Origin of the sequence: Thiohalophilus sp. (assembly GCF_046483665.1) — a bacterium.
GTDB lineage: Bacteria > Pseudomonadota > Gammaproteobacteria > UBA6429 > Thiohalophilaceae > Thiohalophilus.
Genome location: NZ_JAWOCR010000030.1, coordinates 1 through 15,523, shown reverse-complemented (window position 1 = coordinate 15,523; position 15,523 = coordinate 1). Strand labels below are relative to the sequence as shown.

Sequence of the window (15,523 nt, the reverse complement as noted above, 5' to 3'; positions counted from 1 at the left end):
AAGGCGACGTAAAAGGGTTCGCTGACAAACGATTCTCATTTTCATTCAGTGCTCAACGGGAGAGTTGCGGGACTCAAAATAATAATCCGCATGGCCAGGGACGGTTTTGATTTTATCGTACAGAGAGGTTTTCAGACATGCTGTTATTGAAACATGCCGGTAAGGGGCGCCTTGTGACGGCGTTGTTGTTGTGGGCGCTGGCCGGTGCGGGGCTGGCGGCGCAGGGTTTTGTTGAGAAGGCCGGGACGCGGATGCCGGTTGTCGATTCGGTGGCGGTGCTGGATGAGCGGCTGGATAAATTAACTATTTACCTGTTGCCGACCCGGCTCAGCGCTGATGAAAAGCGTCGGATCGCCCGTGGCAGCGCATTGATGGTGCTGATGAACAAGGGCAGCCCGGACAGCAGCAAGTGGAACTGGTATCCCTATGCCACGCTGGAGTTGCAGTATCGGGGTTCACGGTACGAGTCAGACCAGGAACTGTATGGTTATGCAGTCATGACCCATGCGATTGTTCGGCAGAACCAGGCGAACACGCTCAACGGGCACTTTGCCGAGGAGGAGATTTTGCAGGGTTATCGATTCGACGGCGACCGCATCCGGTTTCGTTTCGCCGGCCGGAGCGACCTGGTCGAGACCCGCTGGGATCTGGATATCGATGCACCGATTCTTGATACCGGCGATGCCGGAACCGGAGTCAATCAGCAAGACCGGTAGCTTTTAATGGCGGGTCTAATGGCGGGGTCGGACCAATGCAAGTTCATGATTTGGTAATAAATTATGCAGTTTTATCACCCGTATAGAGGCTTGGAAATCCTGTTTTTTTGGGGGATAGAAATGCCTGTTTAAAGAAAGAGTGAAGTATCAACGGTTCTATCAGTGCTCAACGGGAGAGTTGCGGGAATAAAAATAATATGCCGCATCGCCATGGAAGGCTCTATTTTAAAGAGGTCGAAGATGCCTAAACATGAAACCAAAGAATGCGCGCGTTGCAACACGCACTTTGAATGCAAGTCCGGCTCGATCATGTTGTGTCAGTGCCAGACGGTGGTGCTGAGCACCGAGCAGCTGGAGTATATCAACGAACAGTACGAGGATTGTCTGTGCAGTCGCTGTTTGCTGGCGGTGCGCGGGGAGTATAACGAACTGCAGCACGCCCGCAGGATCCGGGCGTTGAGCAAGTCGTAACGGCCATGCAGGGCAAATTGCCGCAGCGGATCGTCTGCCTGACCGAGGAGCCGACGGAGATTCTGTATCGGTTGGGTGAACAGGATCGGATCGTGGGCATCTCGGGGTTTACCGTGCGCCCGCCGCAGGCGCGTAAAGAGAAGCCGAAGGTGGCGGCGTTTACCACGGCGAAGCTGGACAAGATCCTGGAACTGGAACCGGACCTGGTGGTGGGCTTTTCGGATCTGCAGGCGGACATCGCCGCCGGGTTGATCCGCGAGGGTGTGCAGGTGCTGATCACCAACCAGCGCGGGGTGAACGAGATCCTGGATAACATCCTGCTGCTGGGTAACATGGTCGGCGCCGGACAGAAGGCGCAGGCGCTGATCGACGAGCTGGTCGCGAACATCGAGCAGGCCCGGGAACAGGCGGCTTCGCTGTCACGCCGGCCGCGGGTCTATTTCGAGGAGTGGGACGAGCCGATGATCTCGGGCATTCGCTGGGTGTCGGAGTTGATCGCCATCGCCGGCGGCGAGGATGTCTGTGCGGATCGGGCGCAACATCCCGACGCCAAACGGCGCATCATTGCCGATGATAATGAAGTGATTGAACAACAGCCGGAAATCATCATCGGTTCGTGGTGCGGCAAGAAGTTTCAGCCGGCCACGGTGGCCGAACGTCCCGGCTGGGATCGGATCCCGGCGGTGCGGGACAATCAGTTATACGAGATCAAATCGCCGTTGATATTACAGCCCGGCCCGGCCGCGTTGTCCGATGGTCTGGCGCAGCTGTCGGCGATCATCCACCAGTGGGCCACGAATCCGGTCGGTCGAACCGCCACTTTGTAACGGAAGCAATGCTTATGTCCGCCAGTGCCACGTTATATTACATCTATGATCCCATGTGCAGCTGGTGCTGGGGCTTTCGGCCGGTCTGGTCGCAGGTGAAAGCGGCACTGAAGGATAAAGTGGATGTTGTTTATGTGGCGGGCGGGCTGGCGCCGGATTCGGACGAGCCGATGGAGCCGGAAGTGTGTGACTATCTGCAAAAGACCTGGCATCGGATCAGCGAACAGTGCGGGGTGGAATTCAACTTTGAATTCTGGACGCAAAACACGCCGGTGCGTTCCACCTGGCCCTCTTGCCGGGCGACGCTGGTGGCACGGGAGTACGGCCGGGAAGTGGCCCTGTACGAACGTATCCAGCGTTTTTATTACCAGGAGGCGGGCAATCCGTCGGACTATGCCAGCTTGTATGATCTGGGCGAGGAGCTGGGGATCCCGCGCGAGACATTTATCGAACGTATTCACTCGGAAGATATCGAACGCCAGCTGCAGGAAGAGATGACGCTGGCAGAGTCACTGGGTGTGCGCGGTTATCCCGGCGTGGTACTGACGATCGGTGATCAGATCCATTTCATCCGACACAGTTATACCGATGTCGATGCCAATCTGCAGCAGATCGAGGCATTGCTGGCGGCGTGATGCGATGTTTTGCCATTGGACGCTTTACGGGTTCAATGGACCGGCTGCAGAATCGGGAAAACCCGGAACCGTCGCGTGGCGCCTTGATTGTGGCGACACGGGGAGTCGGGTTTTCGGTAATCTGTTGCGCGGCGCGTTATTCCACCATCGGGACCCAGCCGGGTTCGGCTTCAACCCGTTGCAGCCAGGCGCGGATTGCCGGGTATTCTGCCAGGGAGACGTCGCCTTCCTCGGCGAGGGCGACGTAGGGGTAGCAGGCGATGTCGGCAATGGTCAGGTGGTCTGCCGCCAGCCAGTCGTTGTCTTCCAGGTGCTGCTCCAGTGTTTCGAGCCCCGGTTTGGCATCGCGGTGGCACTGTTCCAGATCGAAGGGCTTGTTGAAGCGCAGAGCGACCCGGGCGCGGGCCAGGCCGTAGAGCAGTTCGTTTTCCGACACGGCGAGCCATTGCATCACATGCGCCTCGCCCAGGGCGTCGGTGGGCAGCCAGTGCTCGTCGCCGTAGCGTCGCGCCAGGTAAACCAGGATCGCCATGGAATCCCAGATCAGCGTCTCGCCATCCTGTAGCACGGGGATCTGCCCGCGCGGGTTAAGGCGTTTGAACTCGGGGGTCTGGGTTTCACCAACGCTGCTGTCGGTCGGGATGCGCTCGTAATACAGCCCCAGCATGGCCAGGAGCAGGCGGATCTTGTAGCAGTTGCCGGAGCGATCGAAGTCGTAGAGTTTCAGGCCGGTCATGGGACTGTTCCTTGTTATAAGCACCGGGAAGTGTGGACCGGGCTCAGTTTAGTAGGGAGGTTAAACGCAAAATAAGTGCGCAGGTGGATCCTGCGCAGCGGATCTGTCTGAAATAAAAAAAGGTGCCAGAGGGTCGTATCTCTGACACCTTGTTGCTTCAGGTTATGTCCCGTTTCAGACCAGGTCGAAACGGTCCGCGTCCATCACCTTGCTCCAGGCCTTGACGAAGTCGTTGACGAATTTCTCCTGGTTGTCGTCCTGGGCATAGACTTCGGCGTAGGCGCGCAGGATGGCGTTGGAGCCGAACACCAGATCCACGCGGCTGGCGGTCCATTTGAGCTTGTCGGTTGCCCGGTCGCGGACTTCGTACAGGCCCTTGCCGGCCGGCTTCCAGGTGTTGTTCATGTCGGTCAGGTTGACGAAAAAGTCATTGCTCAACGTCCCTTCGCGGTCGGTGAACACCCCGTGCTTTGTCCCGCCGTGGTTGGTGTCCAGCATGCGCATGCCGCCGACCAGTACGGTCATCTCGGGGGCGGTGAGGCCCATCAGCTGGGTGCGATCCAGCATCAGTTCTTCGGCACTGACCACATAGTCCTTTTTCAGCCAGTTGCGATAGCCGTCATGGACGGGTTCCAGATACTCGAAGGAATCCGCATCGGTCATCGCGTCGGTGGCATCGCCGCGCCCGGGGGAGAAGGGTACGCTCACCTCAACACCGGCGGCACTGGCGGCCTGTTCGACGCCGACGTTACCGGCCAGCACGATCACATCGGCGATGCTGGCGCCGCTCTCTTTGGCAAGGGGTTCCAGCACACCCAGCACCTTGTTAAGCCGCTTGGGCTCATTACCTTCCCAGTCCTTCTGCGGGGCCAGGCGAATGCGTGCGCCGTTGGCGCCGCCGCGCATGTCCGAACCGCGGAAGGTGCGGGCGCTGTCCCAGGCGGTGGCGACCATTTCGCTGATGCTGAGATCGCTGGCGGCAATTTTATCCTTCACGGCCTGCACATCGTAATCGCTGTTGCCGGCCGGTACCGGGTCCTGCCAGATCAGCTCTTCAGTGGGCACGTCGGGGCCGATGTAGCGATCCCGGGGACCCATGTCGCGGTGGGTCAGCTTGAACCAGGCCCGCGCGAAAGCGTCCTTGAAGGCGTCGGGGTCGGCGCGGAATTTCTCCAGAATTTTGCGATATTCGGGATCCATCTTCATGGCCATATCCGCGTCGGTCATGATCGGGTTGTAGCGGGTGGTCATATCCTCGACATCCACTGGTCGGTCTTCCTCCCTGATATCCACCGGTTCCCACTGCCAGGCCCCGGCCGGGCTCTTGCGGGATTCCCACTCGTGATCCAGCAGCATGTCGAAGTAACCCGAGTCGAACACGGTCGGGTTGGAGGTCCAGGCCCCTTCGATACCACTGGTGACGGTGTCACGGCCGATGCCGCGCCGGGTATGGTTGTTCCAGCCCAGGCCCTGTTCTTCCACATCGGCGGCTTCGGGTTCGGGGCCGAGGAGGGCGGCGTCGCCGTTACCGTGACACTTGCCCACGGTATGGCCGCCGGCGGTCAGGGCCACGGTTTCCTCGTCGTTCATGGCCATGCGCTCGAAGGTGACGCGCACATCATGGGCGGTCTTGAGCGGATCCGGGTTGCCGTCCACGCCTTCGGGATTCACGTAAATGAGGCCCATCATGACCGCGGCCAGCGGGTTTTCCAGATCCCGCTCGCCGGAATAGCGGCTGTTGGGGTTATCGCTGGGGGCGAGCCATTCCTTCTCTGACCCCCAGTAGGTGTCCTTTTCCGGGTGCCAGATATCTTCACGGCCGAAACCGAAGCCGAAGGTTTTCAGGCCCATGGATTCATAGGCGATGGTCCCCGCGTAGGTAATCAGGTCCGCCCAGCTGATCTTGTTGCCGTACTTTTTCTTGATCGGCCAGAGCAGACGACGGGCCTTGTCCAGGTTGGCGTTGTCCGGCCAGGAGTTGATCGGCGCAAAGCGCTGATTGCCGGTGCCGGCGCCGCCGCGGCCATCCGCGACACGATAGGAGCCGGCCGCATGCCAGGACATGCGGATCATCAGACCGCCATAGTGGCCCCAGTCTGCCGGCCACCAGGCCTGGCTCTCTTTCATCAGGGCATGCAGGTCTTTTTTGAGTGCGTCGAAGTCGAGTTTTTTCACCTCTTCGCGATAGTTGAAGTCCGGGCCCATCGGGTCGGGCCTGGTATCGTGCTGATGCAAAATGTCGAGGTTCAGGGCTTTGGGCCACCATTCCATGTTCGACTGGCCGGTTTCAGTGGCCGCGCCGTGCATTACCGGGCATTTGGTTATGTCATCCATCGTCTTCTCCATATATTTGGCGTGTCATATTTCCCCGTTTACCGGAGATACTTTGAACTCTAGGTAAGAACCTGAATCGGAAAAAATCGTTTGTTCCGATGTCCGCGATAGTGTCTGGCTATCGTGTGGACAAATGGTTTGCTCGCGATTTAATTCAACGGCGAACACAGTTACGGGTTTACCTGCGGGCATGACAGCGTCATTGGCGTTGTCTCGCTGACACTTTCTCAGCCTTGTACTTCAGTGTAGTTTGGATTCAGTCTAAATCCATTGATTAAAATCAGTTAACAAAAAATAATCGCAAGCGGGTATATACGTGTAAAAATGCGGGTTATTGTCCTGCAGACAATCTCTGATCTTTTCGGGTCTGAGGATGGTTGCAGCAGGAGAGCGTGGCGATGGCCCGGGTGTCACGCGCCAGGATGAGGCGCATTAGTCCGATCAAGTTACAGAGCAAAGGCTTACTGACGCCGGCCGCCCATCGTTCCTGCTCCGCCGGGCCGGGGTGTGGCGGTGAGAAACAGGGTTTGCGTGTCAGCGAGGAAGTGGCCGCCATATCGGCATTGGAACTCACTCAGACAAATAGCATAATCAAGTCAGGTCGGTTTGTCCGGAGAGTCGGCATCGACCGCCACTGAAGATCAAAACAGGGAGAGAAGTATGGAGCTACGCGGCATCAAGCTGAAGATGGGCGAATCGCTGGATATGCTGCAGGCACTGGGCCTGGTGCTGATCGCCGTGGCCACGGTGATCGCCTTTGGCATCGAGATCGGCGTGATGGTCGATGCCCGTGCAGTAACGCTGGCGGATTTGTTGCTGATGTTCATCTACCTGGAGGTGCTGGCGATGGCCGGCATCTATCTCAAGTCCGGCAAGCTGCCGATCCGGATTCCCCTGTATATCGCCATCATTGCCCTGGCCCGCTACCTGGTGCTGGACATGAAAGCCCTGGAAGACTGGCGCATGCTGGCGGTGGCCGGCTCGGCTTTGATTATTGCGCTGACCGTGCTGGTGATTCGCTTCGGTCATTTGCGCTATCCCTACGAGTCGGACAGCAGCGGCTGATGGTGATCATCTACAACGCCAATGACTATATTGAGGGCAACCTGGTCAGAGGATTGCTCGAATCGCAGGGTATCGACACTTACGTCAACGGCGAATATCTGCAGGGCGGTATCGGCGTACTGATCCCAATGGGCCATATCAAACTGAGCGTGGACGACGAGGACGAGTCGGCGGCCTTGCGGATTATCGAGCGTTACGAGAACGGTGAATTTCAAATCGGAGAGAATGAGGAGGTTTAGGTGTCTGGATCAGGCAAACAAAAAATAAGGCATACAGGGATGACGCTGTCGATACTGGGCTTGCTGCTGCTCAATTTTCAGCTGCTCGCGGCCGATTATAACATCCAGCCGGGTCTGTGGGAGATGACCTATAAAATGGAACTGAGCGGCGTGCCGAAAGAGATGGCGCAGATGATGCAACGCGAGCCGCAAACCAAACGCCAGTGCGTGGAGGGCGATGAGATCGATTTCAAACCAAACGACATGGGACAGGGATGCAACTTTACCACTACCCACGAAAGTGCGAACCGGGTTGCCTGGGATATTCAGTGCCGGGGCGAACACGGCGCTTCCAGCGGTCAGGGCGAGGTCAATTTCAACAGAACCACCACGCAGGGCTGGTTCGAGATGAATATTCAGGCGGGTCCGATCGGTGAGATGCAGATGCGCAATACCTTTGAGGGGAAACGCGTCGGATCCTGCTGATTGTCTGGTTCCTTTTGTTTCTTTTCGGGTGGGGTCTGACGAGACATCATTGCAGGATGGGTTGCGAGTACTCCTGCCAGGCTCTTCGGGCAGGAGGGTGGTGAGGCACTGAGTGTTTCGTATACCGACCATCGATTTTATCGCGGCGTTCGCAAAGATGCGGAAAAATACTGTCAGCTCTGAGTGGTCGCAAAGACAAATACGCCCTGCACCCCGCGAGCCGCTCCTCTGCGTTATTTCCCGAAAGTCCCTCTGACAGTTTTGCCAGCTTTCTGGTGTAAGCGCTACGCTTGTTCCACCCTACAGTGGGTGAACGAGGGTGATGATGATATGCTGGATTAATGGGCGGTATATCGAAAACGCGACAGCGGGGCCGGGTGTGGCTTTCGCCGTGGGCGTTTGTGTTGTGGCTGGGCGCCTGCGCCGCGCCACCCGAGGGGCTGTTTCCGCCTGGCGAGGGGGAACCGGTAATCCCGATCTACCTGGTCAGTCACGGCTGGCATGCGGGAATCGTGATCGAGCGCGAGGCGATCCCGGCAGGGCTGTTGCCCGAGCAGGCGGACTTTCCCGACGCACGATATCTGGAGATCGGCTGGGGCGATCGCGATTACTACACGCGTTGGGATTCCCACCGCGGTCATCTTCTCAAGGCCGGGTTGTGGCCGACTTCCAGTGTGCTGCATCTGGTCGGGTTCAGTGAGCCGGTGACAGACTACTTCCCGCATAGCGAGATCATCTACCTCGAACTCTCCCGTGACGGATTTGCACGGATGTGCCGGTACCTCGATGCCCGTTTTGCCCGTGATAACGGTTCAGCCACGGCGCTTCAACCCGGTCTCTACGGCGAAAGTCGTTTTTATCCGTCCCGCGATACGTATCATCTTTTCAATACCTGTAACGTCTGGACCGCGCGAGCACTGCGGGCTGCTGGCTGTCCTGTTACCCCGGCCTTCAATATCACCGTCGACCGCCTGCTCGACAATGTTGCCTCGACCTGCGGCGAGAGACAGGGGACAGAAACAAAAGACTGAGTGTCCGTCACCGATATGGGGCGGTCCCTGGTCGCGGGATTTCCAGTACGCGGCCGGCGCTATCGCTCAGGCGCTCTGGATCACCGGGCCCGGGTGTGCGCTGCGTCGCCGCTTTCGTGGAGGAGATTAACGGCCTGTTATACAGGCCGTTTTTCGGTGGAGGACCGGAGCCAGCTGGCATTGCTGTTCGAAATGATCTGAACTAGCGTTAAGATTAGATCCAATCGATGCGAAGGAGGCGAGACCATGCAACTGGCCGATATCATGATCCATGTGAACGAAACCCTGCCCGCCGCCGAACGGGGCGCGCTGGAAGATCAGCTGCGTCAGGTCGAGGGGGTCATCGCGCCGCGCTTCAGCGAGGACAAGCCCCATCTGCTGCTGGTCAGCTATGATGCGGATGTGGCCGATACCGCCCGCCTGCTCGGTCAGGTCGAGTCCAGCGGCTATAGCGCACAACTGGTCGGGATGTAACCCGGCAGCATTCCCCGGACGAGGGACGAGACCTGTAAAATCGGGGAACTGGCCCGCCTGCAGGCGATCCGGGATCTGGTGCAGACCCGCGAGCAGTGCCGCACGGGCGATGAGGGTAGCCAGCGGGTGCCAGCCCGCCTGGATGAAGTGATTGCTCACATTTATCACCAGGTTGACGAGTTGCACCACCTGAAACAGGCGCTGAGCATAGCCAGAGCGAGGGTGACGCATGTCGGGGCCGCCGCAACCGGCCGGCATCCGATGTTGTCCCGCCTGCCCGGTTCGCCAGCACCGGCATGAGCGCGGATGCTGAATCTGCTCTGGGATCTGGAATAATCGAAGTGCTGCAACGGCGAATCAAACGACCGGCCTGGCCTGGCACCACATGACAATTAACCGTCGTAAGCATGGCTTATGCGGTTCTTGCCTGCGCGCTTGGCCCGGTAGCAGGCGTTGTCGGCCTGTTTGAGCAGATCATCGACCTCCTCCAGGCTTTCATCGAAGGTTGCAATGCCGATGCTGCAACCTTCGCTTTGAATGGTCTGCTCATTATGAACGATGCTGCAGTCGTTGATGCTGGCGCGAATGCATTCGGCGATGGCGCCGGCTTTCTCCGGGGTGCAGTTTTCCAGCAGTACGGCGAACTCATCGCCCCCGATGCGCGCCAGGGTATCGTTCTTGCGGATGCAGGTCTCGGCGCAGCGGGCAATGGCGCGCAGAAAATTATCCCCCAGGAAATGGCCGTAGGTATCGTTGATGGGCTTGAAATTGTCCAGGTCAATATAGATCAAAACATGCTGTGGTTCGGGCGCAGATTCTGCCTCGACTAGCTGGTTAATGCGGTGTTCCAGAAAACGGCGATTCCAGACATTGGTCAGCGGATCATGGGTCGCTTCCCAGCTGAGCAGTTCGGTCCGATCAATCAGTCGGTATTCGATGCGCTCGATGCGTCGCAGGGAGTAGAACATCAACAGGCTGATGAATATTGCCAGAACCACCGCGACGGAAATAATGATGCTCTGCGAGTTTTTAAACTCCACGTTGGCTGCCTGGCGAGCCTGTTCAGTATTATTACGCACCAGCTGGTTAAGCCGGTCGAAGCTCTGCCACAACCGGTTTTCCATCGGCATGTCTTTGTGCATGATGTCGTGCAGAATCCGCTCGTCACTGCCATTGTAGATACGTTGTACGATGTCGTCCTGTAACGGCTGGGTCTTACGGATCAAGGCCAGGCTTCGTTCCAGCTCGGCCTGTTCGTCGAAATTGAGTGACAGGTTTGCGAGTTGTTCGCGTAGCGCCATGAATTCCGGCGCAAGCTTGTGAAAGTGCATGTACTGCTCGTCGATATGCCAGACGTCATCGGACAGGTGCATGTTCAACATGGTCAGGGAACGATCGCGCACAATTCGCGACATCTGGGTAAGCGCTTCGAGCTTGCGGTTGTAATTGTCGTTGATCGTCGACAGACGACTATTCAATTGATTGAAGTAGAAAATATTGACGAAAACCAGAATCGCAACAAACAGCAGTACGACAACGGCATTGGTGATTATGATCTGCTTGGATTCCGGTTTTTTACGCATAAAATACAGGTTTTTAATAAAACGGGTTTATGAGGCTGAAACAGACTTATTATAATAATACCTTTGGTTGTGGTTGTAAGGATTATTTTCCCCGCCTGGCTTTGAGCGGGTGGTAATACACAATCCGTCGATAAAGCCTCCAGATGGCGGGTAAAACGGGGAAGCGTTTTTTTTGTCTGGAATCGGCTATCGTGTCGGGGCACGGGGGCCCGATTTATAACATTTCTTTTAGTATGGTTATTGCCCGGCCAATACTGACAGTGCCATCGGCCAGCCGGAGGGCGCGCTACCTGGTTTTTGCCCTGTGCGGATTTGGCATTAAGATTTATCAATGCGCCAATTCCTGCAAGTATTAGGATTAGCGGTAATACCAATTTGAACTAGACTTAAATCAGGAAGCACCATTACATTTACCGAGAACGACCCGAATGGGCTTCCCCGAATGATGTACACGCAAGGAGACAGGTTGATGAAAGACATGAGCAATAAAGAAAAACGCGAAAATGTGCTTGGCATTCATGATGATGAGGGAATGGAGCAATTCCGTGCCTGGAACGAGCAACAGGCCGAATCAACAGCCACAGAGCTGGGCATAGACCTGACCGACGACCACTGGAAAGTGATCAAGTTTTTGCGGGTGCATTACGAGAACAATGGTCAGTTGAAGCATGCCCGGGAACTGACCGAGGCACTCAATGAACGATTTGAGGATGAGGGCGGTTCGCGCTGGTTGTATCAACTGTTTCCCGACGGTCCGGTCAATCAGGGAACCCGCATCGCCGGAGTTCCCTCCCCGGCCGATGTCACCGATCCGCACTTCGGTTCGGTGCAATAATACCGAACCCGACCGCTTGCGGTCGGCCCGTGTTAACCGCCCCCTGCGCCACCTCAGCGCAGGGGGCGGTTTGCGTTCAGAATCGGCTGGTTTCGCACCTAACGGCTATTATCAGGGATATCGGGTGATTTTTTCTATACGCAGGCATCTGAGCCGAGCGTAACGGGTTAGCAGAAGCACCCCCGCTATGGGCAAGGCCGAAGGTCCGGCCAGTGCGGTGCAGGGCCGGCAAGCCACCGGCTTGCGTCGGTCAGAAAAAGTGGGAGCACAGGTGAAATCGCTGACGGCAGCGTGTATCTCCGTTATGGTTTTGACAGGCGGTTGACGAGAGCAGCAGGTTGCGCTCATATTGCATTGGCGTCCGCTAGCGCATTACCGGCTCCGCCAGGCTCCGGTATTAAAGATCAAATAACAGCAAAACCCGGTTTTCTCCACGGTAAGGAGACAGGTATGACTTCGACACCTTCCCCCGAAGAATCCGAGATGAGCCCGGACGAACTGCCGTTTGTCGCGCCGTGCCGCGAGCTGGATACCGGAGCCCCGTTACGCTGGTTGAAACTGGGCTGGCGGGATCTGCGCCGGGCGCCGGGACCGAGCCTCAGTTATGGCGCGGCACTGCTGTTGATCAGTTATCTTATCAGTGCGGTTGCCTGGCATTACGGCAGTATTTATCTGTTACTGGCGATGCTGTCGGGGTTTATTTTCATTGGGCCGGTGCTGGCGGTGGGACTCTATTCCATCAGCCGTCAGTTGCAGTCCGGGCGCCGGCCGGTGCTGGGCTATTGTCTGCGCGAGGGACACCGGCATCTGGGCAACTTGCTCGTGTTCGCGGTGATTCTGCTGGTGGTGTTTCTGGTCTGGGCGCGGGCCGCTTCCATGGTGCATATCTTTTTTCCGGTGGATGCCGACCCGGAACTGGCCGATTTTGCCCTGTTTCTCGGTGTGGGGTCGGCGGTGGGGACGATCTTTGCTGCCGTGGTCTTTTGCGCCAGCGCCTTCTCCCTGCCGATGTTACTGGATCGTCGCGCCGATACGGTCACAGCGGTATTGACCAGTGTCAACGCGGTCCTGCGCAATAAACCGGCCATGTTGCTCTGGGCAGCGTTGATCGTGGCGATCCTGCTGGCCGGTTTTGCGACAGGATTGCTGGGACTGGCGCTGGGGATGCCGGTAGTCGGTCACGCCACCTGGCACGCCTATCAGGAAACCATCGATGCTTCGGCCTGGCCACAAAATGCCGTGACGGTTCAAGCCGGGGAGTGAACGTTCGATACAATCAAGTCACTACACCCGGTGCTGTAACGTTTGTGATTGTTGATAGTAAACAGTCCAGTTTCCCTGTGCATGATGTAGAGGCGAGCCCGTCAGGGTGTCAGTGAACAGGACTTCGATATTCTGAGACTGAAAAAGAGATGATGACCCTTGTCTCCTTGCGATCGACTTGCTGGCGATCTTCCGGGGCGCGTTGCAGACGGTTACCGGCTATCCCTGCTCGGGTGCGATTCCCTGCGACTATAAGGTTATCGTGCTGGTCAGCACGCTGCATTTTTTCTATCGCAAGCAGTTTGACTGTTTCCTCATCAGCCAGCTGCGGGAGATGAGGGACTGATAGCCTTGCACATACCTTGCAGAAGGGTATTCGTGACGGTGATTTTCTGACTCGTTACGCTGGCCGAGGAATTCATGATCTCGCTGTTGGAACCCGGGCGTGAAGGCGCAGCGACCATGGCCGAGCGCATGCGGGAGGCGCTCAAGGCAATGCAGATAGAGCCGCTGGAGTGGAAGCAGACTGCCCGCTTCGGGGTGACCGAATTGCAGCGCGAGGATGATGCCGATCGCTTTCTCTCCAGGGCGGACGAGGCGATGTACGAGGCCAAGCGCAGCGGACGCGATCGGGGCTGTATTTTATAAGCATCCTGGCGCATGATGCGGCTGTGTGGGATAACACAACGGCCTGCTGATGTCTGGCGGCGATAAAACTGACAGTTTGAACACGGACAGGTGAGAGTATGAGTCACAGCGAGCGAGAACTTTCTCTGGTACTGGGTAGCGGCGGTGCGCGTGGACTGGCGCAGATTGGCGTGATTCGCTGGCTGGAGAAAAACAGCGATTATCACATCCGGGCGATTGCCGGTTCGTCGATGGGTGGTTTGATCGGCGGAATTTATGCCGCCGGTAAACTGGAACTGTACGAGGAATGGGTTACCCAGTTGAGCAAATATGATGTGGTGCGTCTGCTCGATTTTGCCTTCAGCCGCAGTGGCCTGTTCAGTGGCGAGCGAGTCATGGGCAAGCTTGAGGACATGTTGGGGGATGTGAATATTGAGGATCTGCCTATCACTTTTACCGCGGTGGCCACCGATATCGAGCACGGGCGCGAGGTCTGGTTGAATCGCGGATCCCTGTTCGAGGCTCTTCGCGCCTCGATCGCCATCCCGACGATCTTTACTCCGGTCAGACGTGATGGTCTCCTGCTGGTCGACGGCGGGCTGCTTAACCCGGTGCCGGTGGCGCCGACCTTGCATGACAGTACTGCAATAACGGTGGCAGTCAGTCTCAGCGGGCGTAGCGAAGAAGAGCTTGAACAAACAGACACCGGACCTGAATTGCAAACTGATGATAAAAACGCTTATCGTCGTGCCATTGGTCAGTTTATCGAAGGACTGCAGGACAAGCTGGGCCTGAGCGATAAACTGGAGCCGGAGATCGATGTGTTCGATATCGTTTCCCGCTCCATCGAGGCGATGCAAAACAGTATCGCCCGTTTTCGCATTGCCGCTTATAATCCGGAATATCTGATCGAGATTCCGGTGAATGCCTGCGGTATTTTTGAGTTTCATCGGGCTCAGGAAATGATTGACCTGGGCTACGAGCGGGCCGAACGGGCGTTGTCGGACATTCGGCGGGGCTGAACCTGTTGCTATGAATGATTATCAGCATTTCCTTGCCGTGCAAGCAGGCCGTTTCCCTGAATCCCCGGCTGGCGAACGCCGGGAATAGATGCAGGACTCAGCATGGACCCAGGTGATTTTATTTTGCGTCAATGGTTATCCCCGGGGTTGCTGTTGGTGGGCAGCCTGTTGCCGGCTATAGTGATCGCGCAGGAGAAGACGGATAATCCGGTTTCGCCACTGGATAAGCGGCTGCGTATCGAGCAGGATACCCGCTATCAGCCTTTTGTTCTGACCCCGCACAAACCCAATTATCTGTTGCCGCTGACCTATAATAGCAAGCCCAATCAGACACCATTTGACCCGCAACAGGACGGCGTTATTGAAGAGCCTGAAGTTAAATTCCAGATCAGTATAAAAATGCCGTTAACGGACGAGATATTTGACGATCGCATCACGTTATATGCTGCCTACACCAACCAATCCTACTGGCAGGCATTTAACGATGACAACTCACAGCCGTTTCGCGAAGCCAATCATGAGCCGGAACTGTTTGCGACCATGCAAAATGACTGGCAGATATTCGGTTTCACCAACAAGCTGAATATTCTCGGTCTCAGTCATCAATCCAACGGACAGAGCGGCAGCAAGTCCCGCAGCTGGAATCGGGTGTACGCCCGGTTTATCTTCGAGCGCGGGAATTTCTATCTGGACTTTAAACCGTGGTACCGGGTTCAGACGGCGGAGCAATTCGATGATAATCCGGACATCGAGCATTACCTGGGCAATGGCGAACTCCGGATGGCCTATGCCAACCAACGGCACACTGTGTCATTGATGCTGCGCAACAATCTCGATGCGGACAACCGGGGCGCGCTCGAGCTGAACTGGAGTTTTCCCATGAGCCGCCGGGCCAAGTGGTTTATTCAGTACTTCGACGGTTACGGCGAGAGCCTGATCGACTATAACGCCAGAGTAAAACGCATCGGGATCGGCATTGCGCTGACGGACTGGCTTTAAAAACAGTGCCGAGGGACAAGGTACGAGTGACGAGGAATAGCTGACATAGGTCACGCTGGCGATAGCCTGCGTGACTCAGAACTCAGAACTCAGAACTCAGAACTCAGAACTCAGAACTCAGAACTCAGAACTCAGAACTCAGAACTCAGAACTCAGAACTCAGAACTCAGAACTCAGAACTCAGAACTCAGAACTCAGAAC

Annotated in this window: 19 protein-coding genes; 16 read left to right on the top strand and 3 right to left on the bottom strand. The window is 56.8% G+C overall.

All coding sequences use genetic code 11. The features are described 5' to 3' along the window. The first annotated feature begins 137 nt into the window (after positions 1 to 137). The 4 genes from R6U90_RS07250 (at position 138) to R6U90_RS07235 (ending at position 2,649) form a co-directional block, all read left to right on the top strand. Positions 138 to 716: a hypothetical protein gene (locus tag R6U90_RS07250; RefSeq protein ID WP_410352002.1), complete on the top strand. Its 579-nt coding sequence runs from the start codon at positions 138 to 140 to the stop codon at positions 714 to 716. 240 nt (positions 717 to 956) lie between these two features. Further along, entirely contained in the window at positions 957 to 1,187 is a 231-nt protein-coding gene (locus R6U90_RS07245) for a cysteine-rich CWC family protein (RefSeq protein ID WP_410352001.1), read from the top strand. A 5-nt stretch (positions 1,188 to 1,192) separates the two neighbouring features. Further along, the gene (locus R6U90_RS07240) at positions 1,193 to 2,014 is read left to right on the top strand and encodes a cobalamin-binding protein (protein ID WP_410352000.1); all 822 of its coding nucleotides are present in this window, start codon (positions 1,193 to 1,195) and stop codon (positions 2,012 to 2,014) included. 14 nt (positions 2,015 to 2,028) lie between these two features. Beyond that, entirely contained in the window at positions 2,029 to 2,649 is a 621-nt protein-coding gene (locus R6U90_RS07235; RefSeq protein WP_410351999.1) for a DsbA family protein, read from the top strand. Between the two features lie 136 nt (positions 2,650 to 2,785). Here the strand turns inward: R6U90_RS07235 and R6U90_RS07230 are convergent, their stop codons facing one another. Together R6U90_RS07230 and katG are read right to left on the bottom strand one after the other, a co-directional pair. Beyond that, on the bottom strand, positions 2,786 to 3,385 hold the full coding sequence (locus R6U90_RS07230) for a glutathione S-transferase family protein (RefSeq protein WP_410351998.1): 600 nt from the start codon (positions 3,383 to 3,385) through the stop codon (positions 2,786 to 2,788). A 174-nt stretch (positions 3,386 to 3,559) separates the two neighbouring features. After that, positions 3,560 to 5,719, bottom strand: coding sequence for a catalase/peroxidase HPI (katG, locus tag R6U90_RS07225; RefSeq protein ID WP_410351997.1), 2,160 nt, complete (start codon positions 5,717 to 5,719; stop codon positions 3,560 to 3,562). A gap of 660 nt (positions 5,720 to 6,379) precedes the next feature. On the opposite strand from katG, the gene R6U90_RS07220 reads away from it, so the two are divergent. From R6U90_RS07220 to R6U90_RS07195, 6 genes are all read left to right on the top strand, one after another. Next, entirely contained in the window at positions 6,380 to 6,784 is a 405-nt protein-coding gene (locus tag R6U90_RS07220) for a phosphate-starvation-inducible protein PsiE (RefSeq protein ID WP_410351996.1), read from the top strand. Beyond that, complete coding sequence (locus R6U90_RS07215; RefSeq protein WP_410351995.1) at positions 6,784 to 7,023, top strand: DUF2007 domain-containing protein; 240 nt, start codon at positions 6,784 to 6,786, stop codon at positions 7,021 to 7,023. The genes R6U90_RS07220 and R6U90_RS07215 overlap by 1 nt, the downstream gene beginning before the upstream one ends. Before the next feature lie 39 nt (positions 7,024 to 7,062). Beyond that, positions 7,063 to 7,488, top strand: coding sequence for a DUF3617 domain-containing protein (locus R6U90_RS07210; RefSeq protein ID WP_410351994.1), 426 nt, complete (start codon positions 7,063 to 7,065; stop codon positions 7,486 to 7,488). 341 nt (positions 7,489 to 7,829) lie between these two features. Beyond that, positions 7,830 to 8,519 carry a DUF2459 domain-containing protein gene (locus R6U90_RS07205; RefSeq protein WP_410351993.1) on the top strand — a complete coding sequence of 230 codons (690 nt, stop codon included), beginning with the start codon at positions 7,830 to 7,832 and terminating at the stop codon, positions 8,517 to 8,519. A 246-nt stretch (positions 8,520 to 8,765) separates the two neighbouring features. Beyond that, on the top strand, positions 8,766 to 8,993 hold the full coding sequence (locus tag R6U90_RS07200) for a hypothetical protein (protein WP_410351992.1): 228 nt from the start codon (positions 8,766 to 8,768) through the stop codon (positions 8,991 to 8,993). 78 nt (positions 8,994 to 9,071) lie between these two features. Continuing rightward, the gene (locus R6U90_RS07195; RefSeq protein ID WP_410351991.1) at positions 9,072 to 9,293 is read left to right on the top strand and encodes a hypothetical protein; all 222 of its coding nucleotides are present in this window, start codon (positions 9,072 to 9,074) and stop codon (positions 9,291 to 9,293) included. 92 nt (positions 9,294 to 9,385) lie between these two features. On the opposite strand, the gene R6U90_RS07190 is transcribed toward R6U90_RS07195, so the two are convergent. Continuing rightward, on the bottom strand, positions 9,386 to 10,576 hold the full coding sequence (locus R6U90_RS07190; RefSeq protein WP_410351990.1) for a GGDEF domain-containing protein: 1,191 nt from the start codon (positions 10,574 to 10,576) through the stop codon (positions 9,386 to 9,388). Positions 10,577 to 11,054: 478 nt separating this feature from the next. Here R6U90_RS07190 and R6U90_RS07185 point away from each other — a divergent pair, with 478 nt between their 5' ends. The 6 genes from R6U90_RS07185 (at position 11,055) to R6U90_RS07160 (ending at position 15,322) form a co-directional block, all read left to right on the top strand. Continuing rightward, positions 11,055 to 11,411, top strand: a complete 357-nt coding sequence (locus tag R6U90_RS07185; protein ID WP_410351989.1) for a TusE/DsrC/DsvC family sulfur relay protein — start codon at positions 11,055 to 11,057, stop codon at positions 11,409 to 11,411. Between the two features lie 450 nt (positions 11,412 to 11,861). After that, positions 11,862 to 12,674, top strand: coding sequence for a DUF2189 domain-containing protein (locus R6U90_RS07180; protein ID WP_410351988.1), 813 nt, complete (start codon positions 11,862 to 11,864; stop codon positions 12,672 to 12,674). 178 nt (positions 12,675 to 12,852) lie between these two features. Then, complete coding sequence (locus R6U90_RS07175; RefSeq protein ID WP_410351987.1) at positions 12,853 to 13,020, top strand: hypothetical protein; 168 nt, start codon at positions 12,853 to 12,855, stop codon at positions 13,018 to 13,020. A gap of 74 nt (positions 13,021 to 13,094) precedes the next feature. Next, on the top strand, positions 13,095 to 13,322 hold the full coding sequence (locus R6U90_RS07170; protein WP_410351986.1) for a diguanylate cyclase domain-containing protein: 228 nt from the start codon (positions 13,095 to 13,097) through the stop codon (positions 13,320 to 13,322). A gap of 98 nt (positions 13,323 to 13,420) precedes the next feature. Beyond that, positions 13,421 to 14,323 (top strand): patatin-like phospholipase family protein, encoded by a 903-nt coding sequence (locus R6U90_RS07165; protein WP_410351985.1) that lies wholly within the window; start codon positions 13,421 to 13,423, stop codon positions 14,321 to 14,323. Positions 14,324 to 14,425: 102 nt separating this feature from the next. After that, positions 14,426 to 15,322, top strand: a complete 897-nt coding sequence (locus R6U90_RS07160) for a phospholipase A (RefSeq protein ID WP_410351984.1) — start codon at positions 14,426 to 14,428, stop codon at positions 15,320 to 15,322. The last annotated feature ends 201 nt before the right edge of the window (positions 15,323 to 15,523 follow it).